This window comes from Shewanella sp. MTB7 (assembly GCF_027571385.1).
In the GTDB taxonomy this organism is placed as follows: Bacteria; Pseudomonadota; Gammaproteobacteria; order Enterobacterales; family Shewanellaceae; genus Shewanella.
In genome coordinates this window covers 5,553,340-5,580,195 of record NZ_CP085636.1, presented here as the reverse complement: position 1 = coordinate 5,580,195, position 26,856 = coordinate 5,553,340, and the positions used below count along the sequence as shown (strand labels likewise).

Sequence of the window (26,856 nt, the reverse complement as noted above, 5' to 3'; positions counted from 1 at the left end):
TTTTAAACGCCTCGGGTAATTTTAAAAAGAATTTAAAGGACAATCAAAGATGGCAGCTAAAGACGTATTATTTGGTAACGATGCACGTGTAAAAATGCTTGCAGGCGTTAACGTACTCGCAAACGCAGTAAAAGTAACGTTAGGACCTAAAGGTCGTAACGTAGTACTAGACAAGAGCTTCGGTGCTCCACTTATCACTAAAGATGGTGTGTCTGTTGCTAAAGAGATCGAGCTTGCTGACAAGTTTGAAAACATGGGCGCACAGATGGTGAAAGAAGTTGCTTCTAAAGCCAACGACGCTGCAGGTGATGGTACAACTACTGCAACTGTACTTGCTCAAGCTATCGTTACTGAAGGCCTAAAAGCCGTTGCTGCTGGCATGAACCCAATGGATCTTAAGCGCGGTATCGACAAAGCGGTTATCGCTGCAGTTGCTGAGCTTAAAAACCTATCTCAAGAGTGTTCAGAGTCTAAAGCGATTGCACAAGTTGCGACTATTTCAGCTAACTCTGATGAGTCAATCGGCGAAATCATCGCGACAGCAATGGAAAGAGTCGGTAAAGCAGGCGTTATCACTGTTGAAGAAGGTCAAGCACTTGAAAACGAACTAGACGTCGTTGAAGGTATGCAGTTTGATCGTGGTTACCTATCTCCATACTTCATCAACAAGCCAGAGACCAGCAGCGTAGAGCTAGACAGTCCATTTATTCTGCTTGTTGATAAGAAAATCTCTAACATTCGTGAATTGTTACCTATCCTTGAAGGTCTGGCTAAAACAGGTAAGCCACTGCTTATCGTTGCCGAAGACGTTGAAGGTGAAGCACTAGCGACGCTTGTTGTGAACAACATGCGCGGTATCGTGAAAGTGGCTGCGGTTAAAGCACCTGGTTTCGGTGATCGTCGTAAAGCTATGCTACAAGATATCGCTATCTTGACTGGTGGTACTGTTATCGCTGAAGAGATTGGTCTAGAGCTTGAAAAAGCCACCCTAGAAGATCTAGGTACCGCTAAGCGCGTTATCATCACTAAAGACGACACCACTATCATCGACGGTACTGGTGAGCAAGAGCAGATCCAATCACGTGTTGCACAGATCAAGCTTCAAGCTGATGAATCAACATCTGATTACGACAAAGAGAAGCTTCAAGAGCGTATGGCTAAACTTGCTGGCGGCGTAGCTGTTATCAAAGTTGGCGCAGCCACTGAAGTTGAAATGAAAGAGAAGAAAGCCCGTGTAGAAGATGCATTACACGCGACTCGCGCCGCTGTTGAAGAGGGTGTAGTTGCTGGTGGTGGTGTTGCTCTGATACGTGTTGCTAGCAAGATTGGTGATGTTGAAGTGCTTAACGAAGACCAGAAGCACGGTGTGATTATCGCACTACGCGCTATGGAAGCACCGCTTCGTCAAATCGCGGCTAACGCAGGTGAAGAAGGTTCAGTTGTTGCTAACAACGTGAAGCAAAACGGTACTGGTAACTACGGTTACAATGCAGGTAACGACACATACGGCGACATGCTAGAGATGGGTATCCTAGACCCAACTAAAGTAACCCGTTGTGCGCTACAGTTCGCAGCATCTATTGCAGGCCTAATGATCACGACAGAAGCGATGGTGTGTGATGCACCACAAGAAGCTGGCGCTGATATGGGCGGAATGGGCGGTGGTATGGGCGGTATGGGTGGAATGGGCGGCATGATGTAATCTAACTGGTTAAAATCCTTTATAGCTGCGTTACCTTGCCACTCGTTTATGAAAAGCTAAACGTCGTGGCAAGAAACCTTGCTCTAAAATGATTTTTCCTGCGTTAGATATGTTTGCTGGTCTGTAGCTCAAAAGCTTAAAGCCAAAACTTCTTGTAAAAGAGATAGAGAAAACCCGAGACTGGAAACAGTGTCGGGTTTTTTAATGGGAAAAATTAGCAAAAGGGTTGCAGGTCTATAGCCTAAAAGTTTAAAACTGAACGTCTTGAAAAAGAGCTCTTGGTGAATAGATGAAAGCCCCGATACTTAACGGTATCGGGGCTTTCTTTGCCGTCATCCCGGCGAAGGCCGGGATCCACAGCTTTGTTCTTGGTTTGTAAGCTAATCAAGCTACACTTTTAAGCTGGTACTAGAAATAGAGTTTATCTTACTCTGACGCCAATAAGCTCAGCTAGTCATAGGTGCGTTTTTAATGTTTAAAGCTACTGAATTACTTGGTTTACTTCTATTTGGCTTCCCTATACCTATCCCAGTTTATACGAGCGTTATGGGTGTCATATGATAAAAACAACATGGCTAGCAATGTAAGAATAAGCGCCATACCGAATAGCGTATACCTACTATCTTCCATGCTTATTTTGGAGTGAACCAGCAATTGTGCATACTTCAAATCTAAGTGGCTGGATTCATCAAGACGCTTAGCTGCCGCAAGAAAGCCATTGTTCTCGAGATTAAAATTACTGGTTTTGAAAGAGGCATCACTCATAGTTTTGATGTTATCGCATTTCTTATTAGCGATAATTATCTTCTCTATGATTAAAGATTTAGGCTTTTCTATTCCTGAACTGATAAAAAAGTAATCGCTTATGCCAAGCCATAGGTTTTTATTTTTATCGAGTAATATCGTACAGAACACATAATATTCTTTAGTATTCTTACTTAAGTAATTGTAACGGACATCGATATCTCTAATGCCTTCTACGTTTGTAACCTTCACTTTAAAATAAGTAGGCTTCCCCTGTAGTTCCCAGTCATTAAAGTTGTCGACTTGATATGTTGTTTGAGTACCGTATGTGCCTATTGTGTAGGCCAATATCAATAATCCAGATTGAAATAGCATGATTGAAAAAATAACTGAGCTATGATGACGTGATTTTTCAAACTCCAGAAAAGCTAAAGGCTTTTTTAACCAAAATAATGACATTGCATAGATAGACATAATGATTAACCCTAGGACTATGGGACCACTCCACTTAATATTGGCGAGGTAATGATGGTAGGCAGTGCTTTGTCCGAAGGCGGTGCTTAAGTTATTTTGATAGAAAGCAGACAGGGCGAGAAAGATGAGTGCTAAGCCTACAGCTTCAACCATTATTGGCAGCGCAACATAACGAAGCTTGATTATATAAGGCTTCAACTTAACCCTCTTAAGTAGCTAACGTCATTAATGGCTAGAACTTCTGGGTTGTCCTTGTAGGCGCGGCACAGAAAAAATGCGACGTTCTGCTCTTGCTGCTGACCTGCAATTTCTTGAGGGGATTGAGCATTTTGAAGTAATTTAATTTTAAGAATCATTTATCAATCGCATCCATTCGTTATTTTAATAAATTTATGACAAAAATCAGATGTATATTACCTACTTATTGAAAGGGAAAACAATCGCATCGCATCGCCATCTATCACTAGAAATAACATAGCCAGCCATGAGAGGTAACATCAAAACAGCATTACCACCCATGATTCTGGATGAATTTTCAAGTCGTGACTAAGCTTAAAAAATAATAAAGACACCCATAATTGTAAAAAATAATAAAGGATAATTAGGGTCAGAGTAAACTTTCTCTAGCCCACTAAATCACTCTCAGTCCACTGCCACAATCTTGGCAGTTTAGCGTGTAGGTTTCTTTTCGTTTTTGTACCTTGGTGTTCTTGCTTTGACTCTTTATTTCGAGAGGGGGACAGGCTTGCTTCATGGGCGTGTTCTTAGTGCATTGGGGGGAGTTTGTTGAATAGTCACAATGTTTACAGCACAATTCGTTTTGTAATATGGGTGTATTCAGTGGTGCTTTGTTTGAATGCTGAACGACATGTTGATATGAAATAATCAAGATTCAAAATTGTTATTCGTAGGTGGCACATTTCTAGGTTGAATGTGGTATTACTATACTCACATGCAGTACTTATATAAAATGCCCTCTTTAGGGGAGAGCACATTCATTGGGGATTAACCTAGAGCTTTACTCAGCATAGCCTGTCTCAACAACTTGTCTTCTTCTTGTCGTTGTTTTTCTGCAATGTATTTCTGTTTAGTAGTCCAACCGTTTTTAATTAAGTGGTCTTTATAATGGTTATTGATTAAAAATGGACAAACTAGCCATGCAATTAATACTCCTAGACCACCAAAAAAGCAAAGTACTAGTAATCCAAAAAAGTACGGCCAATAGCCTCTAAGCAATGGAACAAAAATACCAAAAAATAGCGTCGTCCATGAAAAACCTGTAGGAATTTCCTTTTCTTGATCTGTTTCTTTATTTACCAAAGTTAAAGACATTTATACCTCCATAAATTTTCCATTAGTATACAGGGTATACAAATGTACACGCAAGTGAGTTTTCGCTTGAGTTTACACTTGCAAATGTTTAAGTGCGACAAAAATAGTCAAGACACCCAAAATTGTTAGATGTATATCCCTTGACTAAGATTAGGTAAGAGTTTTTGAGGAGGATTTGTTATGCCAACCCCAAGGAAAGCATTAGTTAGTTTGGAAGACACACCCTATTATCACTGGGGATAATAGGGTCAGAGTAAACTTTCTCTAGTCCACTAAATCACTCTCAGTCCACTGCCACATTCTTGGCAGTTCAACGTGTAGGTTTCTTGTCGTTTTTGTACCTTGGTGTTCTTGCTTTGGCACTGGGGGCAAGCTTGCTTCATGGGGGTGTTCTTAGTGCACTGATTACACTTAATGTAGTAGCCGAATTTACCTGGCATTGGGGTGTAGTTGGTTGGTTCACCACAATGTTTACAGCGTAATTCGTTTTGTAATATGGGTGTATTCAGTGGTGCTTTGTTTGGGCTCTGAACAGCATGCTGGTATAGCGGTGTTTGGGGGTGGATCGTCGCTGGTTCAATCAGTGTCGGCGGTGTGATAGGTGCTTCTATCTGCTGGCTTCCTATCTGCTGGCTTTCGATATGGTGTTCGAGTAGTGAGGAGCCTATAGAGTCTAACTCTTTCTGTGAGAAGTCAGGGCGAGTGTCGCTAATGTTTATGACTCTCATTAATCTGTTTCTGATGTTCATCAGTTTATCTAGCTTATCGACTAGAAACTCCGACTTTACTAGCTTGTCTGAGACTGCTGCCGACATAGTGTTTCTATCGATAACAGCATCGCTGGATATGGCGCAGAGTTGATCCCAACAGCGCATGTTGAACCCCTGCTGCTTTATACCCAGTAACTTACCTAATATCTCGCTTTTATGTTCGCGTAGTAGCTCTTTTAATAAGGCCTGTTGTAACTCTACTTGTTTGATGGGCGATGCCATTCCTTGCCACTTGCTGCTATGGCTTCTAGTCCATTCACCTTGTTTGTTAACTTTGACATGACCTTTAATGCTTTTTGATTCGATCAACACAAAGCCATAAGGATAAATAATCAGGTGATCAATCTGGGCAGTCTCATCGTTAAAAGTGAACTTAAAGTCATTGATGACCAGTACTTGCTTATGGTCTTTGTAGGCTCGACGTAGAAAGAAGGCGACACTCTGCTCCTGTTTTTGGCCTGCTACAGTTTGTGGTGTTTTGGTATTTTGAAGTCGCTTAGTCTTGAGAATCATTTATCAACAGCATCCATTCAGCGTTCTAAATAATCATGATAAAAATCAGATGTATATTACCTATTTTTTGAGATGGAAAGCAATGGGTAGCAGGATAAGTCCATGATTCTGCATTACATTGAAGTTGTTTAAAAAGTGTAAAGCATGTAGTTTCAAACAAGGTAAATAGCAGAGGTGCTTTCAGCGGATAAACGCGCAAGGCGTGTCTACAAATGTGATAAGTTTCATTAGCAGGGAGCGTAATAATGAGAAAGGTTGTTGAGTTTAAACAGAGGAAACTTTGGGGTTTTGGAGAGGTAGATTTAGAGGCATTGAATGCTCAAATTGATGAAGTAAGCAAACAAGGGGGGGAGCTTGTATCAATCACGCCTAACAGTTGGTTTAATGGATTTGTGGTTTCATATACCCTTTTAATTGAGTGTAGATAGTTCACCGGTATCAAAAGAGTCGCATCGCCACCCATCACTAATTGTACTTTGATTCTTAGACTACATTTTTGAGTTAATCGCTAAAATCATTAAATAGTGTAACAAGTGACACTATTTGGTCGTGTAGCAGCTCAGTTAATACAAAAGTGTACGAACCTATACTTCCGAGTGTGTTAATGCGTTAAACAGTTAAAAAGTGTATTTCGTTACACTTTTTTGTTGGATAATCGAACATTCAGAGCTAAAGTACACTTTTAACTAACGTTATGGGACTTATGTTATGGGGCCTACGCTAAATCAACAATCCTTGGGTTTACTGGTTAAAGAAAACAGAAAAAAAGCTGGGCTTACTCAAGAGGTGGCCGCCATGTTGTGCGGTGTCACTAAAAAGACTTTTATTCGAGTAGAGAAAGGTGAAGACGTTTATATCTCTACCGTGTTTAAAATCCTTGATGGTTTGGGTGTCGCTATTGTTGCTAAGCAAAACAGCACGACTAATGCTAGCGGGTGGTACTAACACATGGCGGATTCTGTAAATCTCGTTTTAGATATGCATCTCGGTGAGCAAATTATCGGTGAGCTGTCATTCGATACCGCTACTGAGACATTTGCTGTTAACTATACCAATGATTGGCAACAACGTGGTTTTCCTATATCGCCCATGATTCCTCTAGATGGCAGTGGGCGTAGCAATCAAATCTCAATGTTCTTGGTTAATTTGCTTCCTGAGAATAAGGGGCTCGATTACCTTATTGAATCGCTAGGTGTGTCTAGGGGGAACACCTTTGCACTTGTCCGTGGCATTGGTCTCGACACCGCTGGTGCAATCGCCTTTTCTCTTAAAGAATCATTACTACCTGAGACGTCATTCAGAGCAATAAGCGATGCAGAAGTCATTAAGCGCCTCGAAGACCCTGATAGTTGGCCAATGGAAGTATGGGATGGTAAGCCAAGGCTGTCGGTAGCAGGTGTACAGTCAAAACTAAACCTATTTTATAACGGTAAAGCATTTGGTTTTGCTGAAGGCGCGCTTTCATCAACACACATTCTAAAGTTTGAAAAGCATCAACATTTAGTTATTAATGAATTTTTGACCATGCGTTTGGCTAAGGCCATATCAATGCATGTGGCAAACGTAGAAATCAGCTACTTTGGTCAATATAAAGCACTATGTGTTGAACGCTTTGATCGTCGCTATCTGCCTGATGAGCATAAAGTGCTTAGACGGCATATTATCGATAGCTGCCAAACACTCGGATTTAGCGTTAACAAAAAGTATGAGCGTAATTTTGGTGCTGGCCACGATGTGAGAGATATCCGCGAGGGCGTTAGCTTTGCAAGACTATTTGGTTTAGCGAGCCAGTGCAGTAATCCGGCTGCGGCTAAGCAAGATATGCTGCAGTGGGCGCTATTTAATTTACTTAGCGGTAATGCTGATGCTCACGGTAAAAACTACTCATTCTTTATGACGCCAGAAGGTCTCGTGCCTACGCCATGGTACGACTTGGTATGTGTAACGCTGTACGATGAATTTGAGCAAGAGATGGCAATGGCGATAGATGATGAATTTGATCCCAACAAGATCTACGCTTATCAGCTAGCCTCGTTTATTGAAGATATAGGCCTGCCAAGGACTTTACTTATCAATAATTTAACTCAAATGGCGACTAAGATAACCCAAGTCATAGATAACGTTATAGTAATGCTTCCTGCACTTGATAAAGCCGAGCAAGACTTTGTCGATGCATACAAAGCACTGCTACTGGCTAGGTGCGAACGCTATCTAGCTAGCGCTGCAGAAATCAAAAATATTGAATTGTAGAAAAAATAACATGGCCACTCATGATTCTTGATGGATTGTTATGCTGTGTCTAAGTTCGCAGTTTTTCATAGACACCCAACGATAATGGCATGTTTACCGGGTACGGCAACTATCACATAGCAAAGAAGGGCGAATACAGATCTAACTAAATAATATCCCTTCTAAGCTGATTATTTAGTTGAATATTAATCGATTTAACTGTGCAGACTTTAAATAAATACTTTGCCTTTAACGCAGCTTGGTGCAAAGTTAACGAGTCGCTTGTATTTTTAAGGAGTTTGCATGGACGTGTTGATCTTAATGGCGCTTATTCTTCTTAATGGCTTGTTTGCTATGTCTGAAATTGCACTGGTTTCAGCCCGCAATAGCCGGTTACAAAAGCTTGCCGATAAAGGAGATAGTGGCGCTGCTAATGCGATTAAACTCAAACAAGATCCCACTCGATTTCTATCTACAGTACAGATTGGCATAACCACCATAGGCCTGCTTAATGGTATCTATGGTGAGGCGGCGTTGGCGGCACCATTAGCCGAGTATCTAACTTCGTGGGGAGTGTCTTCAAAAACGGCCTCTATGGCCTCAACTGTTATTGTTGTACTGGGGATCACTTATCTATCTATTGTCATTGGTGAACTGGTGCCCAAAAGACTGGCCCAGCTCCATCCTGAACTTTTTGCCCGCTTAGTTGCTAGGCCACTCACCTTTCTAGCCATGCTATCTCGACCCTTTGTGACGCTACTGGCCTGGTCGACTGACCTCATGCTTAACCTGTTGGGTAAAGGTCGAGGAAGCGGTGAGGAAGCCATCACCGAAGAGGATATTTTTGCCCTGCTAATGGAGGGGGCTCGCAGTGGTAGCATTGCGCCTCAGGAACGAGATATGGTACGCAATGTCTTCCATCTCGATGACCGTAAAGTGTCATCTTTACTCACCCCCCGCAGCGACATCTTAGCCTTTGATTTAAGTAAGCCTATAGATAGCAACCTAACATCTTTATTAGCCGCAGAGCATGAGCGCTTTCCCATTATTGATAGAGAGATAGATAACCCAATTGGCGTGCTGTCTGCAAAGAAGCTACTGAAAATAAAAATATCAGGGGCGCTGGATAACGCGGCAATAAAGTCAGCAGCAGTTCCGCCCGTCTTTATTCCTGAGAGCTGGAGCGGTAGCCAGCTATTGGCTTTTTTTCGTCACACTGGTGAACATTTAGTCTTTGTTGTCGATGAATATGGCGATCTGCAAGGCATAGTGACCCCCACTGACCTGCTTGAAGCGCTGGCCGGCGAGTTTAAATCTCATTCACCCGATGATATCGGGTCCAAGCAACACACTGATGGCAGCTGGACCATGAATGGACTTATCCCTATTTTGGTGCTCAAAGATCTACTGGAGCTAGACGCCCTCCCCGATGAGGAGCAGCATGGCTACCACATCCTAAGCGGCATGCTTATGTGGTGTCTAGATAGCATGCCCAAGGTAGGAGATGTATTTGTGTGGGAGCGGTGGCGTTTTACAGTGTTAACGCTTGATGGCAATCGGCCCGATAAGATCGAGGTGACGCCTGTTTCAAAAAGTTATCCTTGATAAGACTAAGATAATTAGGATAAGAGTAAGAGTTGTCTCTCCTCCGGTTTACTCATCCCCTCTGATCCACAAACCCCATTTATTTAGTTTTAAATTCAGTCTCGCTGATACTTACCGACCAAGCGATTCATGCCAATCAAGTTAGGTTCAACTTTAGCTAGCAGTTCTCTCATGCTCAGTCCTTTGGGGAGATCCAACTGCGCATCCAGTGCCAAAACCCAAAAGTAATACAGGTGAATGCCGTGGCCTTTGGGAGGCATTGGTCCACCGTACTCACCTCGCCCAAAGTTGTTAAGTCCAGAGGTGTAAAGATTGCTGTTTTCTTCAAGTTGAAAAATATTAGATGGGATATTGTAAACAAGCCAATGTACGAAGCCGTATGAGCCATCAGGGCTCACCAAGGGGGCATCGGGATCATGACAGACAACGGCAAATGATTTGCAGCCATCAGGAATATTTGTCCAACTGAGCTGTGGGGAAATATTCTCAGCCTCACCTGTATGTGATTTAGGAATCGAGCTTAGTTGAGTAAAAGCGGTGCTGGTTACTGTGAGATCGCAAAGCGCAAAGCCCATGATATTTCTCCTGTAAGCTAATATTTCATAATTCGTACACTCTATACCCAAGCTACCTCAAGATATATGCAGCCATTCTAGCAATCGAGTCTGTTGTTACAAGCTGTGGCTTCAGAAACTATTCATTTGAGTCTATCTTACTCTGCCCCCAATAAGCTTCAATAAGCTGTAGCCTTAGGGCTCTTCTCCGCTTAGGTGAGTCTATTCATATCAAAGGTCATAAATAACATTATCATTTACAACACTTTTTTATTTGTGAATAAGTGAATATACCTTGCCATCATTACCATCCGCCCTATTTAGCTTTAAAGGGCAATGTGTGCAGTCCTTTTCTATAGAACAAGGCTCTCACTCTGTTCTTGTACGATGCCGCCGAGACGGACGGTTTAAGGTTAAAGAACCAAGAACTGAAAGGCGATGTACAGTTGATCACTATGTAAGAAGGCGGGTACACGATCTACCTGTTAGTGGACGTCCTTGTAGCATCGAAGTCGAACTCGCTCAGACCAGAGATAAAGACGGAAGAAGGTTAATTGAGGCGACTGAATACGTTGCAAAAGGAGCGCGATATACCATTCGCTTCTGTCAGTTCATTAGTGGATTGTGCCGATACATGAGCATTCACGCAGTCTCTCAACATTTAGGTATTCGCTGGGAGACGGTAAAGAACATTGATAAGGAATATCTACATTCAACCCTACCAGGCCTAGAGCCCGCAAAGCTTAACAATTTAATCCATATTGGCGTTGATGAGGTAGCCCGAGCTAAAAGACATGACTACATGACAGTGGTATACGATTTGGTTTCTGGTCATTTAATTTGGGTCGAACACGGTAGAAAAGCAGCGGTCCTTATTTCGTTCTTCGAGCAACTATCAACCGCGACGAGAGACGGTATTAAAGCGGTTTCAATGGTTATGGGTCAGCCTTATCAATCCGCAGTAAGAAAAATGCTCCCTAACGCCGATATCGTTTTCGACCGATTTCATGTGATGCAAAACTATTGCTTATTAATCAAAAAAGAACGCGCCAAAGCCTTTCGAAATGGTTCTCATGAAGATAAAAAAATGCTTAAAGGAACGTTGTTTCTCTTGCTGAAAAATGCCCATAAACTGGATGAAAGACAGTCTGATAGACTTGGTGACTTACTCGAGAGTAACAAGACTCTCTGCATTGTTTATATGCTGAAAGAGCAGTTACAAGCGATATGGGATGAACCGTGTTACAAGTCGATGGTAAAGGCACTTGAAGCTTGGTGCGATCTTGCTAAGTCAACGAGGATATTGTCCTTGTGTAATTATGCTGACGCACTATTGGATAGAAAAGTCGGCGTCTGTAATTACGCAAAATATAAATTAACCAACGCTCGAGTTGAAGCAGGGAATGTCTCTATTGGTTTACTCAGGCGAAGAGCTAGAGGAATACGAGACATTGAATATTTCAAACTCAAGATCAGACAAACATCAGTCCCTGACACCCATTCAACCTTTTATCCAAATATCAAGCTCATGTAAGCGGAGAAGAGCCGCCTTAGTAATCCAAATCCAGTGCAAAACACAAGTAACTCATTAGTTTTTGAGTCTGCTTAAATTCCTCGGCGCACCAAGAGACAAAATCTTCAGCAAAAATCTGCTCTGGGGTGAGCTTTTTAATGGCGAAAAACTCTTTGCGCTTGAGTTCATCGATCATGGGGTGAGTTTTGTCATAACCTCTGGGTGGGCGAATAAGGCTGGCTCCTTGCATTTCAAAGCCGCCGGCACGCAGTTGGGCTAAGGCCTTGTTGTAGGCATTGGGGTTTTCATCAATACAGGTGCGTATTTTATTGAGCGCCTTACTATCTGGATTCCAAATTCCGGCACCTAAAAAGCAAGAGTCGTTGGCTATATGCAGATAAAGTCTAGGGACTGGCGCTCCTTGAGCTTGAAAATGACGAAATCGAATGCCTATATAAAGTTTATATGGCGTTTTATCTTTACTGAACCTAGCATCGCGTTGGGGAAGCATCAGGCTGCCACCTACCTTTTTGGCTATAGCGTTTAATCTGGGAGACAGAGCGTGAACATGGGGCTGCATCTGTTCAATAAACTTAAGCGCAGGCGTGCGTATTAACTCTTCATACTGAGCCTGATGGGCTTTAAACCATTCCCTGTCATTGTTGGCGGCGAGCAAGGATAAAAACGATAAGCTTTGGGGAGTCAACATAGTAGCAAATTCAATTTTAATATCTTGATGATACTGAAAAGTAACATAGCGATTAATGATTAACAAAGCCACAGGTAATTCTGGATGCAGATTTTATAGATAATCATAGCCACCCAGATAATTAGAGGCAGAGTCTGACAAACCAATATAGACCGACATAGTTAATTACGTGCACTTCTATTTTGAAAAAAAGGGGCTGGGCTTCACAGAAATAATGGCGGGAGTTTTAGTTATGTTTTTCTTGGTAACCTTGCTGGCAGAGTTATTTAGCTAGGTTGCTATTACGTATCTATATTGTTCGCATGGTGTTTCATTTGTTGCTTAAGCGCTCTCGTTGCGTTGTTGATATTGATGGTTTTCAGTGTTAAACATTATATTTATTGAAAATATTTTTGCGATAAAAAACATCACTAAATTTTAGTCTCTAGTCAGAGTTGATCTGTTTTGATCATTAAATATCAACAGGATAGATAATTACTTACTAATTCAGCAAATGAGTGATCTAGGCATGCTTACTAAAGATATAAATATGACTTAATCACATCTTTCTATAATGATTTTTTATAGTGTAGTGAGTTAGCTTGTTGTTTCTTATTGGTTTAAATTGTTATTTGGTTTGAGCGTTCTATTTTATGGACGATGTTGCGATGTTGAATGTATATTTATGTGGCATTAATTCACGAATATTAATGCAATCATTGTAATTGAAAAGCGTTAAAGGTTTTCTTTGTGTGTAATTGGGTGGAGCTTGGTTGTGTAGTTGTACTTGGCTTTGAGATTGTGTATATGCCTAGATGAGGTTCTTTATTGTTTGTTATGCCTTTCTATTATGTACATTTTTAATTTTATTACTTAATTTGTTTGCACAGTTAATTACTTATTAATTTAAATTGTTAACGCTTGTTGTAAGACATATATTGTTCACTTTACTTACTTGTCTTTTTTATTTAATTTTACTCCGAATTTATTGATATTGAACATGATTGGTCGATATTTCCTACTTCATTTGAGAATACACTATCGAGTTCTTAAGTGGTGGTAATGATTTTAATTAAAAATAATAAAATGGTTTTTGGAGTAAAGATGAAATTAAGTACTAAAAAGCTTCTGCTTGTTTCAAGCATTGCTGCGGCACTAGTGGGTTGTAACAGCTCATCAAATGATAATGATAATGTTAGCGACAACACCATCACTGTTCGTTTGATGGAAACAACAGACATCCACACCAACGTAATGCCATACAATTACTTTGTCAGCAAAGAAGCCAACGAAACTAAACTGCCTGAATGGGGTTTAGCACGTACCTCTTTGGTTATCGAAGCTGCACGCGAAGAAGTTGCAAATAGCATGTTGTTTGATAATGGCGACTTAATCCAAGGTAGCCCAATGGGCGACTATATGGCTTCGCTGGGTACTGAGCACGTTAAAGAAAATACCCACCCTGTTTATAAAGCAATGAACGAATTGCAATACGATGCCGCTAACTTGGGTAACCATGAGTTTAACTACGGTCTTGAGTTCCTTGATGAGTCACTTAAAGGTTCAAACTTCCCTTATGTGAGTGCCAACGTATGGAAAGTTGACAAGTCACTAGAGAAAGTAAGCAATGCTGCAGAAGAGTGTGAAGTTCGTATCACTGAAGAGTTTTATGACAATGCTGAACATAAGTACCTGCCATACGTGATCTTAGATCGTGAATTTAAGAGCAGTAATGGTGAGTCTTACCTAGTTAAAGTCGGTGTTATCGGCTTTACTCCTCCAAATATTATGGGCTGGGATGCATCACTACTTGAATGTAATGTGATGGTGTCTGACATCAAGAAAACAGCTGAGTATTATGTTCCTAAAATGAAAGCTGAAGGCGCTGATATTATTGTTGCGATTCCTCATTCAGGCCTAAATGACAATGACAATGAGTTTGCCGAAAACGCAACACTGCACCTAGCCTACGTTGATGATATTGATGCAATCATGTTTGGTCATGACCATCGTGAATTCCCGAATACAACCGGTGAATACGGTGAAATCGAAGGTGTAGATGCAAAGCTTGGATTAATTAATGGTGTTCCAGCTGTTATGCCAGGTTTCTGGGGTGCTAAGTTAGGTGTTATTGACTTAACTCTAACAACGAAAGATAACGGCGAAAGCTGGAGCGTTGACCATACTAAGTCAACATCAAAACTACGCTCACTAATCCCTAATAGTTCAAATCGTATTATCGAAGATTTAGTGGCTGATGAGCATCAAGGAACGATTGATTACATGTCTACATCAATCGCGTCAATCGATGTGAACATGAACAGTTTCTTCCCACAAGTCGTACCAGACTTATCTATTCAGGTTGTTAACGAGGCACAACTGCATCAGTTAATGAAGTGGAAAGACGCAGGTGAATTTGCCTCTGCTGGTGAAGATGCGATCTTCTTGTCTGTTTCTGCGCCATTCAAGTCTGGCCGTAATGGGGCGCAAGATTATACCAACATCCAAGAAGGTGAGTTAACTAACGCATCAGTTGCTGATATCTATGTATTTGATAACAATACGCCAGCAGTGTTAAAGATGACTGGTTCAGATATGAAGAACTGGATTGAGTGGGTTAACTCAAACGCATACAACAGCCTACCTTTAGCTGAAGGTGAAAGATTCCTCAATGAGTCATTCCCAGGTTATAACTTTGATGCCTTCTTTGGTGGTTTCAGCCAATCAGGTGAAGGCCTGCTTAAGTACACTGTTAACGTTGAAAATAAATCAAAGTACATCAACATTAATGGCTTTGAGCATGAGGTTACAGACAACGAACAGCTAACTAGCCTGACCTATAACGGTGTTGAAATTGCTGATGATGCTGAAATTTATGTCATCACTAACAACTACCGTGCGTCTAATAAGAGCATGCCTGGTGTTGATAAAGCTGTGCTGGTTAAAGAAGAAGCAGCCTTTAATAACCGTGAGTTAGTTCAATTCTACCTAGAAGATGTGCTAGCTGAGAATGAAGGCAATGCTACATTGGCATTCCCTAATGCCGAAGTGTTCCAGCTTGTAGCACCAACTACAGACAGCGTTTGGTTTACATCAGCAACACTTGATGAAGCTTTCCGTTGTGCAGACAATGGAATCACAGGTCTTTCTACAGAAAAAGCGCCAGGTACCAAAGAAGGTACTGAAGGCTTTACTAAGTTCCACTTTAACTTTGACTACAGCGGTGAGTTCAACTGTGTGGCTAAAGGCCAGTAATTTAAGTGCCTTTACACCGAGTTAGATTAAAAGTCTGATTAAATTAAAAATCCCTACTTAGCGATAAGTAGGGATTTTTTATAAGGTCATCTTAATTCCATATCATTATCTTATTGATTATTAAATAATGGCTTGGGCTAGGTTAACGGGTGTTTTTTCGAGATGTTTAATTGATTAAACTATAGGAGATTTTTTTAATTAATTCTTCAAAATCAAAAGGTTTAAGCATCACTTCATCCATGCCAGCCTGCTTACAGGATAGAGTTAACTCTTCAGAAATACTCGCCGTCACCGCAAAAATTGGCACTCGGTTACCAATAGCTTCCATTTTACGTATTGCTTTTGTCGCGTCAAACCCATCCATGACGGGCATAAGGCAGTCCATAAGAACCAAATCAATATCATGTTTCTTAAACATCTCTATCGCTTGTACCCCATCTTCAGCAAAGTATAATTGAGTATCAAACTCTTCAAGAGGCATTTTGATTATCTCTCTATTTATTGCAATATCATCAACGATCAGAATTCGTTTTCCCTTGATGATAGAAACATCATAACTGCTTCTATCTGTTAGACTGTCTTCTCGATTAATTTCAGTATCATGGCTGATATTCAAAGATAGATTAACCATAAATTGACTGCCGACATTGAGCTGACTTGTCACACTAATCGCTCCTCCCATTATTTCAACTAACTGTTTACAAATCGATAAACCAAGGCCTGTGCCGCCGTATTCACGTGTTGTAGAAAATGAGTGTTGAATAAACGGCTCAAAGATATGTTCAACTCTCTCATCTGAAATTCCGATACCTGTATCGATCACTTTAAATATTAATTCACAGGATTTTGCTTTCGTTGAGCTCAGTTCCAAGATGAGATGAACCTCTCCCTGGTGAGTGAACTTCAGCGCGTTGCTAACTAAATTGATTAAAATTTGCTTTAACCTAATGTCATCGACAATGACTAAAGGTATATCGGGACTTATTTGGGTATGAAAATTGACATTACGATCAGATAAAAGCTTTTCACCACAAATTTGTGATACTTGCGTCATGATCGATGAAATATCGCTTACCACGGGATGCAAAATGACTTCCGACGAATCTATTTTGGAATAATCTAACACCTGATTAATCACGGCCAATAATTGCTGACCCGAACTGTTAATCGTATTCAGATAATGATTTTGGGAAAGGGTTAAGTTTGATTTTTCTAGTTGCTGCACCATACCTAATATACCGTTCAGCGGGGTTCTTAACTCATGACTCATTGCTGCAAGAAACTTATCTTTAGCATTATTTGCTTCTTCAGCTTTTAACTTCTCCTTTAAGAGTAATTGATTATTTTTCTCTAATAAAACGGCATGATTCTTAGCTAGCGCCTTCAAGTGTTTATCGGAGTTATTCACAGAAGCTTGGATGAGCAAGAACTCTTGGTTATTTGACAAAGAGATGGTACTGCAAATAAATTCTATTGTATCTTCACGGGAGTGAATCAAATAGGTTTGACAGAAACGATACTTTCGCTTTTTTTCAATTGAACGTTTGATACGAGCTAGGTTCTCAGCGTTAATGTGGTCACTTAAATAGTTCTTATTTGGTCCTAAACTTAACCATGCAATCAAAGCTGAGTTTGCCTCTAAAACTTCTAAGGAAACAGCAGAACATAAGCCAACACCATAATCCATTAGGTCAAATAGCTCAAAAGTTACTGGCTGCATATATTCATCCTAAATTTAGTGCATTTTCTTATGGTTAGGTTACAATTTGATCTCGTAAACTTCTTACTATCTTTATAATTGACTCGATATCCTGCCCTTCAACGCCCGCTTCCTCAAGTGACTCTTCGAGCAACTCAGCAATCTCCTGAAAGTGAGATAAAGTAATATCAAAATTGATATGAGCTTGGCGAAGATCGCGTCCTTCATAAGCATCTGGGCCACCTAAGGCTTTGGCTATAAAATTTGTTTGGTGAGCCATCAAACTGTCCATATTGACGTTTCTAAAATAATGTTCCAGCTCATCGCTATCTAACACTTTTTGATAGAAACTACTCACAACGAGGGCAAATGTGTCAAATCCCCCATATTTATCAAACAGAGACTCAATCATTGTGAAACCTTTTTAATTGAAATAGTTTTGAAATCATTATCTACCGAGAATAGAAGATAAACAAATAGAGTCAAACAGGTATATAAAGGGGAGGCAGAGAAGTGTTCGGAATATGCGGGTCAAGAATAAGTAACTAAGCTAGCCACCATCTTGACCCTATATGATTATGTTAACTCGACATTAGCATTTCTATACTAATTTCAAAAAAGATATGTTTTGTCTTTTATTTACTCAGCTCAAGCAGTTTAGCGGCAACAAACAGATCTTGAATCGCAATGCCTGAACTATCAAAAACAGTGATCTCTTCACTGCCAACTCGCCCAGTCGACATGCCTATGAGGACATTACCTATCTCAGTTACTGGCGCATCATTAGCATGCTGAAATTCACCGATAACAAGGGATTGTGCTTGATAGTCACAAAATAAACTTGCGTCTGGATACAACTCAACAGGTAACTCCTGCTTGCCGACTTTGTCTGCTCCCATCGCAGATATGTGGCTACCTGGTTTGACCCAATGAGCCTGAAATAATGGTGCCGTGGCTGTTGTTGCTGTCACGATAATATCTGCATTTTCGCAGCCATACTGTGCGTTTCTCACTTCTACATCGGCTTGTAAGCCTTTATCTTTGAGGCGCTTAATGAAGTCTGCACAACGTTTTTCATCTCGGCCAACCACAATCACCTTAGTGATGTCACGCACCTCTGCGATGGCTAACACCTCATATTCTGCTTGGTGTCCGTTGCCAAACACGGTCAATACTGAGGCATTTTTTCTCGCTAGATAATCGACTGCAATGGCGTCTGCAGCTGCAGTGCGGTAGGCATTAACTTGTGTTGCAGCAACGACAGCAACGAGCTCGCCAGTTTCTGGGCTTAACAGGAACACATTGGTACCATGGCATGGCATATTTTTGGTCTGATTTCCCGGCCAATAGCTACCGGTTTTCCAGCCAACTAATGTCGCTGTGGACGCTGATTTTAATGAAAACATCGAATCCGCTTGTGGGCCCGATGCATTGACCACGGGGAACAGTGTCGCTTCATCTGTTATGGCCGCAATAAAAGCATCTTTTACTGCCGTGTAAGCCAGTTGATGGGTAATGAGTTTTGCGGTTTGCGCTTCGTTTAAATATATCATTTTACCAGCCCTGAATTCGGTTCCAAATCTCATAGGTTTCATCCTGCGTATCAAACACATGGTAGTGCTGATGCATAGATGCTGTGGCGCAGGCATGATTTGGTAAAATATGTAATCGGCAGCCAACTGGGAACTCTTCAAGGTTGATCGCATCATTACCCACAGCGGCTATGATGCCGTGCTCCTGATTAACCGAGATGACCTGCAAGCCATCGAGCAAGGCCCCATTAGCTTCGCAAACCAAACCGAAACCACAGTCTTTAGGTTGATCTGCTGTGCCGCGATCAGCTGACAGTGCCATCCATCCCGCATCAATAAACAACCAACCTTTTTCTTTGTTATTGCCAATAACCGTGGTCACCACGCTAACCGCAATATCCTCAAGCTTGCAGACCCCGATCCCAGCCATGACGAGATCGAAGAAACCATAAACCCCCGCCCTAACTTCGGTGATCCCCGCTAAGTCTTGATAACTATGGGCGGTCGGCGTCGAGCCTATGCTCACGATGTCGCAAGGGATCGCTGCTGCGCGAAGCTTGTTAGTCGCGTTAAGTGTCATTTTGGCTTCGTTACTGGCAGCTTCTGCTAATGTTTTTGGCTCGAAACAAAGGTAGGACTCGCCTGCATGGGCTAATACACCGTGAAAACTTGCTGCGCCTTGATGCAATCGTCTAGCGATATCTATTAACTGAGGATCATCAGGATGAATACCGCCTCTATGTCCGTCACAGTCAACTTCTATGAGTGCGGGAATGACACAGCTATGTTGCTCACAATATCGATTAATAAACTCAGCTTGCTCTATGGTGTCGAGTAATACTCTTACCTCAGCCCCTTTGGATATAAGCTGAGCAATTCTCGGTAATTTACCCTCTGAAATACCTACTGCATAAACGATATTGCTATAGCCCTGACTGACTAGCACCTCGGCTTCTTTTACCGTTGATACCGTAATTGCAGATGTTTTTTGTGGTAGCAGATGACCCACAGCTTCGAGGGCTCTTACGGTTTTAAAGTGAGGTCTTAATTCTGCCCCTAAACCTTCAATTTTATTGCGTAACTTAGCTAAGTTGTTAAGCATTGTTTGTTTATCCACCAACAAGAAAGGCGTATCGAGAGCCTGATATAGGCTTAACAAGTGTGGATTTGAGCTTTTACTGGGTAACATGATCATTTTCCTGAGGTTGCAAATAATTGATGCACTTGAGCGGCATCAAACCATCGAATTGCTTAACAGTATCCAAGAAGTTTGTTTTGTTTTACATTAATACTTATTAAGGTATAGATTAGGTTTGAACTAAATGATCACCACTGAAGATCTAAGATTTATCACCACAATTGCAAGCCATAGAACCCTAGCTGAAGCGGCAAGGGCGTTAAATATCACCCCACCTTCGGTGACGCTTAGATTGCAGCATATTGAAAAAAAACTGTCTATTAAAGTAATCCAGCGCCCCTCTAGAATTGTTAGCCTAACCGAAGAGGGGCAGCTTCTACTGGATAAAGGCCTACCTATTTTACGAGGGTTAGATGAGTTACAGGAGCAGTTAGATGAGTTAAAGGAGCATGTGTGCGGCAAGCTAAGAGTGTTAGCCCCGCTTGGTTTTGGTAATGACTATGTCGCACCTTTACTTGGTGAATACAAAGTTAAACACCCTCAACTGGATATTGAACTTGAGTTATCTGATAACCCTAATTGGTCTAGCCATCATAAGTGGGACATCATCATCTATATCGGTGCGCTCAATGACTCCTCATTAAAAATGATCACTTTGGCAACTAATCAACGATTTATTTGTGCCTCTCCTGGATATTTATTGCAGATGGGCACGCCTAAAGTCCCTCAAGATCTATTGAAACTTCCATGTATCGCGTTAAGAGAAAATAACGAAGATGTCACTTTGTGGCCTTTTACTCATCTTGACAATGGCAAACAAGAGATGATTAGGATCACGCCAACACTGGCAAGTAATGAGGGCCGAGTGATTAAAGATTGGGCTATTGCAGGGTTAGGAATCATTATGCGTTCTGAGTGGGATGTACAACCTCAGCTCAGTAGTGGTGAGTTGGTGCGCATATTGCCAAGTTACTCACTACCTAACGCCAACATTGTGGCGTTATTAAGTAGCCCAGAAAAAGAGCGTTCGGCGCGTATTTCAGGTTTTATTCAGCTATTGAAAGAACGATTACATACTAAGCCTTGGGAGTAAGCCTACGTTTCTATTCTTATTTCAATATTTTTAAAGTATTACTCTGATCTCATTTATGGCATAAGCATTGTTTTATGCTGGTGCTGGCTAAGCATAGATATGGAGTGAAATCGTGCGTCAGTTGATCAGAAATGCCACCGTAATCGATGGAAGTGGTGGGGCAGCGTTTAAAGGTGATCTCCTCATTGATAACCAGATGATTACTGCTGTTGCACCGCTCATTACAACCGCTGCTGATAACGTGATTGACGCGGATGGCGCATATGTTACTCCGGGGTTTATTGATGTCCATAGCCATGGCGATCTAGCGACTTTTTTACCACAGGGTTTTAAGCCTAAAGTACTGCAAGGTATCACTACAGAACTTGTCGGTCTCTGCGGCCTTGGTGTGGCTCCACTGCCGAAGGCACTTCAGGGGGAGGTCAGGGAGCGGCTGATCATTGGTAACCCTGATATTGATTGGAACTGGGATAGTTTTACGAGTTATGGTTCAGCCCTTAAGCAACGTGGGCTGGAGGTCAATCTCTCCTCTTTCGTTCCCCATGGTTTATTGCGTTATCAGATCTGTGGCAACAGTAGTTTGGCGATGGATAAAAATCAGCGCCGTAGGCTGGCTAGTCTAGCTGATGAAGCCTTGATTGCTGGTGCTCGTGGCATCAGTTTAGGCTTGATCTATCACCCAGCGTTATTTAGTGATCGGCATGAGCTGGCAACGTTAGCCCAGGTTGCCGCCGTACACCATAAGCCATTGGTTGTGCATATGCGCAGTGAAAGTGATGAGATTCTCGAGGCTTTACAGGAGACGATCATTTTGTCGCAACAGGCTGGATGCCAGCTACACATTTCTCACCTAAAGCTGATCGGCCGCCGCAATGCATCAAAATTAACCTCGTTACTGGCGTTGATTGATCGCCATGAACTCACGTTTGATCAGTACCCCTATCATTATGGCAGTACCACACTTCTTGCTATTTTACCTCCGAGCCTCATTCGCACATATGCACCGGATGATCTGATGATCGCATTGAAAGCGTCGGATATCCGGCGACAGATTCGAGATTGGTTTGCTGAACGGATTTTACCTCAGACTGGTGAGCCCTGGGATAATCTGCCCGCTTTATTGGGCTGGGAGAATATTCTAATTTGTGAAGTCGAAAGTCTAGCGGCTCAGCAGTGGTTGGGCTGCTCTATAGCCGAGTGTGCCCTAAAAACTGATCGGCACCCAGTTGATTTTGTGCTTGATCTTCTTGTCAGTGAACGTGGTAACGTACGTATGATTGATTATTTCATGGATGAGGAACTGGTAGAGCGGATTTTTCAGCATCCGCGGGGCATGGTGGGTACCGATACGATATTCGGAGGCCGACTCCATCCTAGAGTTTGTGGTTCATTTCCGCGGATTATTCACCAATTTGTCACCCAGCGTCAGTTACTGCCACTTGAGAAGGCTATTTATAAAATGACGGCCTTGAGCGCAGAGACTTTTTCGCTCCACAAACGGGGTAAGTTAGCGCCAGGCTACTATGCCGACATCAGTTTATTTGATGCTAATTTCTGTGACCACTCGACGATAGAACTGCCAGAAGTTTATGCAACTGGTTTACGTGATCTATGGGTGAACGGCAGGCGAAAAGTGGCACATGGGGAGTATCTAGACACACGTTCCGGTCAACTATTACTGGACAATCGCGGGAAATAACATAGTCACTCACTATTCTGAATGAGAGTTCAACTGTCTTTGGGAAAATAGAGTGTGGAGAAGATACCTAAGAGCACTTAGCTAAGAACGCTTAGGCGTATTTAATATTAGCCTCAGTTTTGTTGATTACAATTGGAGGCTCGATTATATCAATCAACAGTTTAAAAGGGCTTTGTCATCATGGGTAAATCTAATTCAAACTCAAACTCTCTACGCCGTAAGCCTTGGATTGCTATCGGTGTTATCACTTCCATAGTGATACTTTTTGGACTGCTGTTAATGATGATGCCCAAAGGGTTTAAGGCGACCCACGAGCAAATTGGTACAGGTATACCTGCATTGGTGTTTGTCTATGATGTTAATTTAGCTGTGAGTAGTAGCCAGACAGAACAGATGAATGAAGCTCGTGCTCATCTTGGTGATAAAGTGCTTTTTCTTCTCGCTAGAGTGGGAACACCTGAGGGAGATCTGTTGATCGCTAAATACCGCGCCGGCGCTGCTGAAATATTACTCTTCGATCCAGCGGGTAACCTTATTGAGAGGCAGTTTGCTGTCAGAGGTGCTAAGGAGTTAATTCAGTGGGTGCAGTAGTTTAATTATAAAAAGTAGGCTAAAAGTCTGCGGGATCCCAACGAGCTTAATCGTATGTTTGTGGATCCCTGACTCAATGTTGCGGTGTCTTAATGGGTTTTGAACACGGCATCCATAATCAATTAACTATGACTGTTTTACAGTTCGGTAAATGCCGTTTGAACCTTGTCTAACTCTTGCTCATCTCTAAGCTTCTGCTTTTCTTGCTCAGTCAGTTGTACTTCATTTTGAAGTGCTATTTGTCTTTGCTTAAGCTCGTGCTTCTCTGGTTTAGTCAGAAATTTATAGGCTTTCTTATTAGCTAGTGCGTAGGCTACGACATCTTCGCCTTTTACTCTACGCTCATCGACTCGTTGTGAAAAACGTTCATTATCTCGGGCTTTACGCTCTTCAGCGTTTAATTTACTCATCTCTTATTTCCTCATCAGTTAATCACTAGGTTCAGTCAAACAAATGAGATCCATACCAATCAGTATAAGAAAGTGCTCTACTCAGTGTGGCTTTTGGTAAACTAGTTCAAGGCGAATGGATGAAATAATGGTTACTCCCTTGTGAGTTCATTCAACGCAGAAGTAGGTAGCCAAAAACACACCCCAAAGGGCGAGTTTTAGCGCTTCTGATGCTGTGTTAACGAGCTTAAACGTAGAATAACTATGCTTCTCACTCGTTGCCTTACCTCAGAATCGCTAAATTCTCGCTGAGCGATCACATCTTTATACTGATTGGTATTACACATTCATAAAGCTGAAAGAGGATTTTAGCATAAGATGTGTTGTAAGCCCCGTGCAATCTAGCTTTAGACAGATTTAAGGCCGTTAAGTTTTAGATGTTAAATAATAGATAATAATTATTAGTAAACCTTCAACTAATGCTGTTTTTAGCCTAGCCGTTGGAGCAGAGGATATATTCATTTTCTCTGATAGAAAAGTAGCTTACTGCGCAAGCAGTAAGCTACTTTCTAGTTAACTCATGACAAAGAGTGAGTTATTCAATATAGATGGCTATTGAGACATATCAGTTTGAGTCACTTCTGCATCTGGTTTATTGCGTTGTATATTCTCATATTGAGTCGCTTTGACCTTGGCTGGATCCGGCATTTGATTTATGTATTGTTGAGCAATGCTGGCATCTATCATTTTTTCTCCTCGATGTTGCACGTTATAACGAGATAGATAGAACCAAATATCTTTCGCTTGAAACCCGTTAATGACATGGCCTTTTTGCGATTCAGCGTAGTTATGCTTAAAGCTATTGCTTTGGACGTAGCTCACAACCCGTTTAATTTCGTCTTTGGTTAACGTGCCACCCACCTTGTCATTATTACCAATACCAAAAGCGGGCATTGATGCGGTGGGATTGCCAGAATAAATGAATGCTTCCATCGTTGCTGCTGGATACTCCATGAAATTCTTCAACGGTTTTCCGTCAATGCCTTCCCCATTTTGGCCATGACAAAGCATACAGTTGGCTTCAAAAATTTGTTTTCCAGTCAGATCATGTTGTGTGCCTTTACCAATAAGTATGGGTTTTGATGGCTGCAGAGGAATGTGAGAGCCGTCTGTGCGCACGAGATCAGCGCGGTTAACTAAACCATCAACATTTGGGTTGGTGAGTGCTAACTGTGGTGAACTTTTAAGTGAAGGGTGCTGTGCTAGTGAAAAATTCATGGCGACATGATCAACATTCTCGCCTTGATGAATATCACCTTCGATAGCATTAAACGCTGAATTTGATGCCGCACCAAGGTTGATTTTCACTTCTGCAGCCATAACAGGAGCTGCACCATATTTGCCATGCGCTTTACTCACATAGGGAATACCATCGGCATCGTCATCACCGGTACCATATCCAGTGAATACTTCTCCTGTTGATTGATGCTCAGACAATAACAAGCCGCTTTGGTTAACAGTTTGAACCCACCAACGTGTCATATGTTCTACTTGATCTTCAAGTAAATAGCTTGGAGTAGTAAACATCACTTCACGTAGCGCTGCCATGGTAATACCAACAGAATAGGGAGTGACGGAGGCAATATCACTGTTTAATTCACTGCGGTAAACACCATCTCTTACTTGCCAATAGTCACGGTTAACATGGTTATAGGCTTTTCGAGCTGCAGTAAGGTACTTTTCATCACGACTGGAGTAATAAGCTGCAATTAATGCCCGGATCCCCTCAAATTGCGATACTGCAAGACCATTTTCCCCCTTTGCTTGCCCTGATGTGCTGTAACTGCTGTTGAAACTGCCATTAGGATTTTGCACCTTAATTAAAAAGTCAGCGTTATTGACCAGTAGTGTCTTTGCTTGCTGAACAAGTTCTGGTTTGCGATCCATATTTTGCCATGACTGCGCCATATCATTGATGGCAACCAATGCCATTGCCATATCCTTGAGTGAAATGGTTGAGCCTTTACCTTCCTCTGGATGCCATTGAGACACCAGTATATTGTTATCCGTGTGCATGGCTTGAATATTACTAAAGACAGCATTACCAATTGATTCGGCAAGTAACCCAGTGCGTTTTTCGACTAAACCGCCATCAACTGGAGGGTTGTCGGTGAAAAAGTCACCACGACGATTTGCCGCCACAGCATAGGCTGATGTTGCCCATATCCAAGAAGCTTGATCCCATAATTGACTACTTGGGTCTTGGATATCCATGGCCCAAACACGCTCAGGAATGTCGCCAACCCATAATAAATTTGGCTTTATTTCATGGGGGAGGTACTTAAACCCATTTTTGGGATCGTAGGTCTCGGTGTTGATGCCTATGAGCTTTTCACCATCGGTAAACATGGAGGATTTAACCTGCAGCATGGCGTTCAAAGCACTCATGGTGAGCCCCCAACCACGCATACCTTCTTCAGCATCATTACCTAATAGCGCCACCTCTTTATGTTTTGATATATGGGTTGTGCCCCTGTGATTGGCTTGGAAAAATCGGTCTAGCCATTGTGAGCGGCGTTTCACAAATTGCCCCATAGCACCTAAGTTAAAGGTTGTGTCCATGTCGCCATGATCAAAGCGTTGAGGCAAGTCGTTGAAATAGGTATTAGGCACTCCCCAGCCACCTTTTTTGCCACTAATGGGATCGTCGAAACTGTCGGTATTGTCTAGTTGACCTGTAAAGAAGGGCTGTAGCGATTTATATTGTAAATAGGTTGGTTGAATATCGTCGAACACACGCGGGAAGCCGGTTCGTTGATAAACAAGGGGTAGCTCCATCCCTAATAGAATGTCTTTGTTGGAAAATTGACGTTCACCTCGGTCACGAACTAATTTATTGAACTGACTGTGCTTGTCTGCTTTCATACTGAAATATGGACCATGCACCATATGCACACCCGCGTGACTACGTCCGCCAATATAATCAAGTAAATAACGGGCATAAAAGTACATTTCACGCGCTGTTACCCACTGAAATGCTCTTTTATAGGCAATAGGAAAGCTGGCTTTAACCATGTCGTTATAGCCTTCCATTCCCGTTTTATAACCTTCATTTGCCATAAAAGTCGCTTCATTGGTATAAAAAGTGCGATCAATAATTTTGCTGTTAATGCTTGAGCGATATTGGGATAAATCAGGTTGTGAAAAGCCGCCTTTTATCGCAACGGTTCTCTGGTCAGGCGTTAAAATGTAATTTTTAGCCAATGCTTGGGTGATGAATGCACTGGCGATCGAAATACAAAATACTTTGATAACAAACTGTTTATTTTTCATTTT

The 26,856-nt window shown here is 41.8% G+C and carries 21 protein-coding genes and 1 pseudogene; 10 read left to right on the top strand and 12 right to left on the bottom strand.

Annotated elements, in window-relative coordinates; translation table 11 throughout:
* Positions 1–49: 49 nt before the first annotated feature.
* The gene (groL, locus tag HWQ47_RS24355; protein ID WP_269968559.1) at positions 50–1,702 is read left to right on the top strand and encodes a chaperonin GroEL; all 1,653 of its coding nucleotides are present in this window, start codon (positions 50–52) and stop codon (positions 1,700–1,702) included.
* Positions 1,703–2,206: 504 nt separating this feature from the next.
* Here the strand turns inward: groL and HWQ47_RS24350 are convergent.
* From HWQ47_RS24350 to HWQ47_RS24330, 4 genes and pseudogenes are all read right to left on the bottom strand, one after another.
* On the bottom strand, positions 2,207–3,118 hold the full coding sequence (locus tag HWQ47_RS24350; RefSeq protein WP_269968558.1) for a hypothetical protein: 912 nt from the start codon (positions 3,116–3,118) through the stop codon (positions 2,207–2,209).
* 14 nt (positions 3,119–3,132) lie between these two features.
* Positions 3,133–3,276, bottom strand: a pseudogene (locus tag HWQ47_RS24345) (nuclease); the annotation flags it as partial.
* 649 nt (positions 3,277–3,925) lie between these two features.
* Positions 3,926–4,252 (bottom strand): hypothetical protein, encoded by a 327-nt coding sequence (locus HWQ47_RS24335; RefSeq protein WP_269968557.1) that lies wholly within the window; start codon positions 4,250–4,252, stop codon positions 3,926–3,928.
* Positions 4,253–4,524: 272 nt separating this feature from the next.
* Complete coding sequence (locus tag HWQ47_RS24330; protein ID WP_269968556.1) at positions 4,525–5,535, bottom strand: nuclease-related domain-containing protein; 1,011 nt, start codon at positions 5,533–5,535, stop codon at positions 4,525–4,527.
* A 245-nt stretch (positions 5,536–5,780) separates the two neighbouring features.
* Between HWQ47_RS24330 and HWQ47_RS24325 the strand changes: the two genes are divergently transcribed.
* The 4 genes from HWQ47_RS24325 (at position 5,781) to HWQ47_RS24310 (ending at position 9,369) form a co-directional block, all read left to right on the top strand.
* Positions 5,781–5,963 (top strand): hypothetical protein, encoded by a 183-nt coding sequence (locus HWQ47_RS24325; protein WP_269968555.1) that lies wholly within the window; start codon positions 5,781–5,783, stop codon positions 5,961–5,963.
* Positions 5,964–6,243: 280 nt separating this feature from the next.
* The gene (locus tag HWQ47_RS24320) at positions 6,244–6,480 is read left to right on the top strand and encodes a helix-turn-helix domain-containing protein (RefSeq protein ID WP_269968554.1); all 237 of its coding nucleotides are present in this window, start codon (positions 6,244–6,246) and stop codon (positions 6,478–6,480) included.
* A 3-nt stretch (positions 6,481–6,483) separates the two neighbouring features.
* On the top strand, positions 6,484–7,785 hold the full coding sequence (locus tag HWQ47_RS24315; protein WP_269968553.1) for a HipA domain-containing protein: 1,302 nt from the start codon (positions 6,484–6,486) through the stop codon (positions 7,783–7,785).
* A 282-nt stretch (positions 7,786–8,067) separates the two neighbouring features.
* Entirely contained in the window at positions 8,068–9,369 is a 1,302-nt protein-coding gene (locus HWQ47_RS24310) for a hemolysin family protein (protein ID WP_269968552.1), read from the top strand.
* A 95-nt stretch (positions 9,370–9,464) separates the two neighbouring features.
* Here the strand turns inward: HWQ47_RS24310 and HWQ47_RS24305 are convergent, their stop codons facing one another.
* Positions 9,465–9,944, bottom strand: a complete 480-nt coding sequence (locus tag HWQ47_RS24305) for a YbhB/YbcL family Raf kinase inhibitor-like protein (protein WP_269968551.1) — start codon at positions 9,942–9,944, stop codon at positions 9,465–9,467.
* A 274-nt stretch (positions 9,945–10,218) separates the two neighbouring features.
* On the opposite strand from HWQ47_RS24305, the gene HWQ47_RS24300 reads away from it, so the two are divergent.
* The gene (locus tag HWQ47_RS24300) at positions 10,219–11,457 is read left to right on the top strand and encodes an ISL3 family transposase (RefSeq protein ID WP_443020106.1); all 1,239 of its coding nucleotides are present in this window, start codon (positions 10,219–10,221) and stop codon (positions 11,455–11,457) included.
* Positions 11,458–11,473: 16 nt separating this feature from the next.
* Here the strand turns inward: HWQ47_RS24300 and HWQ47_RS24295 are convergent, their stop codons facing one another.
* Positions 11,474–12,145, bottom strand: coding sequence for a DUF2461 domain-containing protein (locus HWQ47_RS24295; protein ID WP_269971850.1), 672 nt, complete (start codon positions 12,143–12,145; stop codon positions 11,474–11,476).
* Between the two features lie 1,083 nt (positions 12,146–13,228).
* Between HWQ47_RS24295 and HWQ47_RS24290 the strand changes: the two genes are divergently transcribed.
* The gene (locus tag HWQ47_RS24290; RefSeq protein ID WP_269968549.1) at positions 13,229–15,379 is read left to right on the top strand and encodes a bifunctional 2',3'-cyclic-nucleotide 2'-phosphodiesterase/3'-nucleotidase; all 2,151 of its coding nucleotides are present in this window, start codon (positions 13,229–13,231) and stop codon (positions 15,377–15,379) included.
* A gap of 166 nt (positions 15,380–15,545) precedes the next feature.
* On the opposite strand, the gene HWQ47_RS24285 is transcribed toward HWQ47_RS24290, so the two are convergent.
* From HWQ47_RS24285 to HWQ47_RS24270, 4 genes are all read right to left on the bottom strand, one after another.
* Positions 15,546–17,099 carry an ATP-binding protein gene (locus HWQ47_RS24285; protein ID WP_269968548.1) on the bottom strand — a complete coding sequence of 518 codons (1,554 nt, stop codon included), beginning with the start codon at positions 17,097–17,099 and terminating at the stop codon, positions 15,546–15,548.
* 34 nt (positions 17,100–17,133) lie between these two features.
* Complete coding sequence (locus HWQ47_RS24280) at positions 17,134–17,490, bottom strand: group I truncated hemoglobin (RefSeq protein WP_269968547.1); 357 nt, start codon at positions 17,488–17,490, stop codon at positions 17,134–17,136.
* Positions 17,491–17,713: 223 nt separating this feature from the next.
* A complete protein-coding gene (locus tag HWQ47_RS24275) occupies positions 17,714–18,631 on the bottom strand; it encodes an ornithine cyclodeaminase family protein (RefSeq protein WP_269968546.1) in 918 nt (305 codons plus the stop codon).
* A gap of 1 nt (position 18,632) precedes the next feature.
* Positions 18,633–19,799: a DSD1 family PLP-dependent enzyme gene (locus tag HWQ47_RS24270; RefSeq protein WP_269968545.1), complete on the bottom strand. Its 1,167-nt coding sequence runs from the start codon at positions 19,797–19,799 to the stop codon at positions 18,633–18,635.
* 133 nt (positions 19,800–19,932) lie between these two features.
* On the opposite strand from HWQ47_RS24270, the gene HWQ47_RS24265 reads away from it, so the two are divergent.
* The 3 genes from HWQ47_RS24265 to HWQ47_RS24255 all read left to right on the top strand — a co-directional run bounded on the left by HWQ47_RS24265 (position 19,933) and on the right by HWQ47_RS24255 (position 23,131).
* Positions 19,933–20,841: a LysR substrate-binding domain-containing protein gene (locus tag HWQ47_RS24265; RefSeq protein WP_269968544.1), complete on the top strand. Its 909-nt coding sequence runs from the start codon at positions 19,933–19,935 to the stop codon at positions 20,839–20,841.
* 112 nt (positions 20,842–20,953) lie between these two features.
* Complete coding sequence (locus tag HWQ47_RS24260; RefSeq protein WP_269968543.1) at positions 20,954–22,540, top strand: N-acyl-D-amino-acid deacylase family protein; 1,587 nt, start codon at positions 20,954–20,956, stop codon at positions 22,538–22,540.
* Positions 22,541–22,720: 180 nt separating this feature from the next.
* Positions 22,721–23,131 carry a hypothetical protein gene (locus tag HWQ47_RS24255; RefSeq protein WP_269968542.1) on the top strand — a complete coding sequence of 137 codons (411 nt, stop codon included), beginning with the start codon at positions 22,721–22,723 and terminating at the stop codon, positions 23,129–23,131.
* A 137-nt stretch (positions 23,132–23,268) separates the two neighbouring features.
* Here the strand turns inward: HWQ47_RS24255 and HWQ47_RS24250 are convergent, their stop codons facing one another.
* Complete coding sequence (locus HWQ47_RS24250) at positions 23,269–23,541, bottom strand: DNA polymerase III subunit epsilon (protein ID WP_269968541.1); 273 nt, start codon at positions 23,539–23,541, stop codon at positions 23,269–23,271.
* A gap of 591 nt (positions 23,542–24,132) precedes the next feature.
* Positions 24,133–26,853, bottom strand: a complete 2,721-nt coding sequence (locus HWQ47_RS24245; RefSeq protein ID WP_269968540.1) for a c-type cytochrome — start codon at positions 26,851–26,853, stop codon at positions 24,133–24,135.
* Between the last annotated feature and the right edge of the window lie 3 nt (positions 26,854–26,856).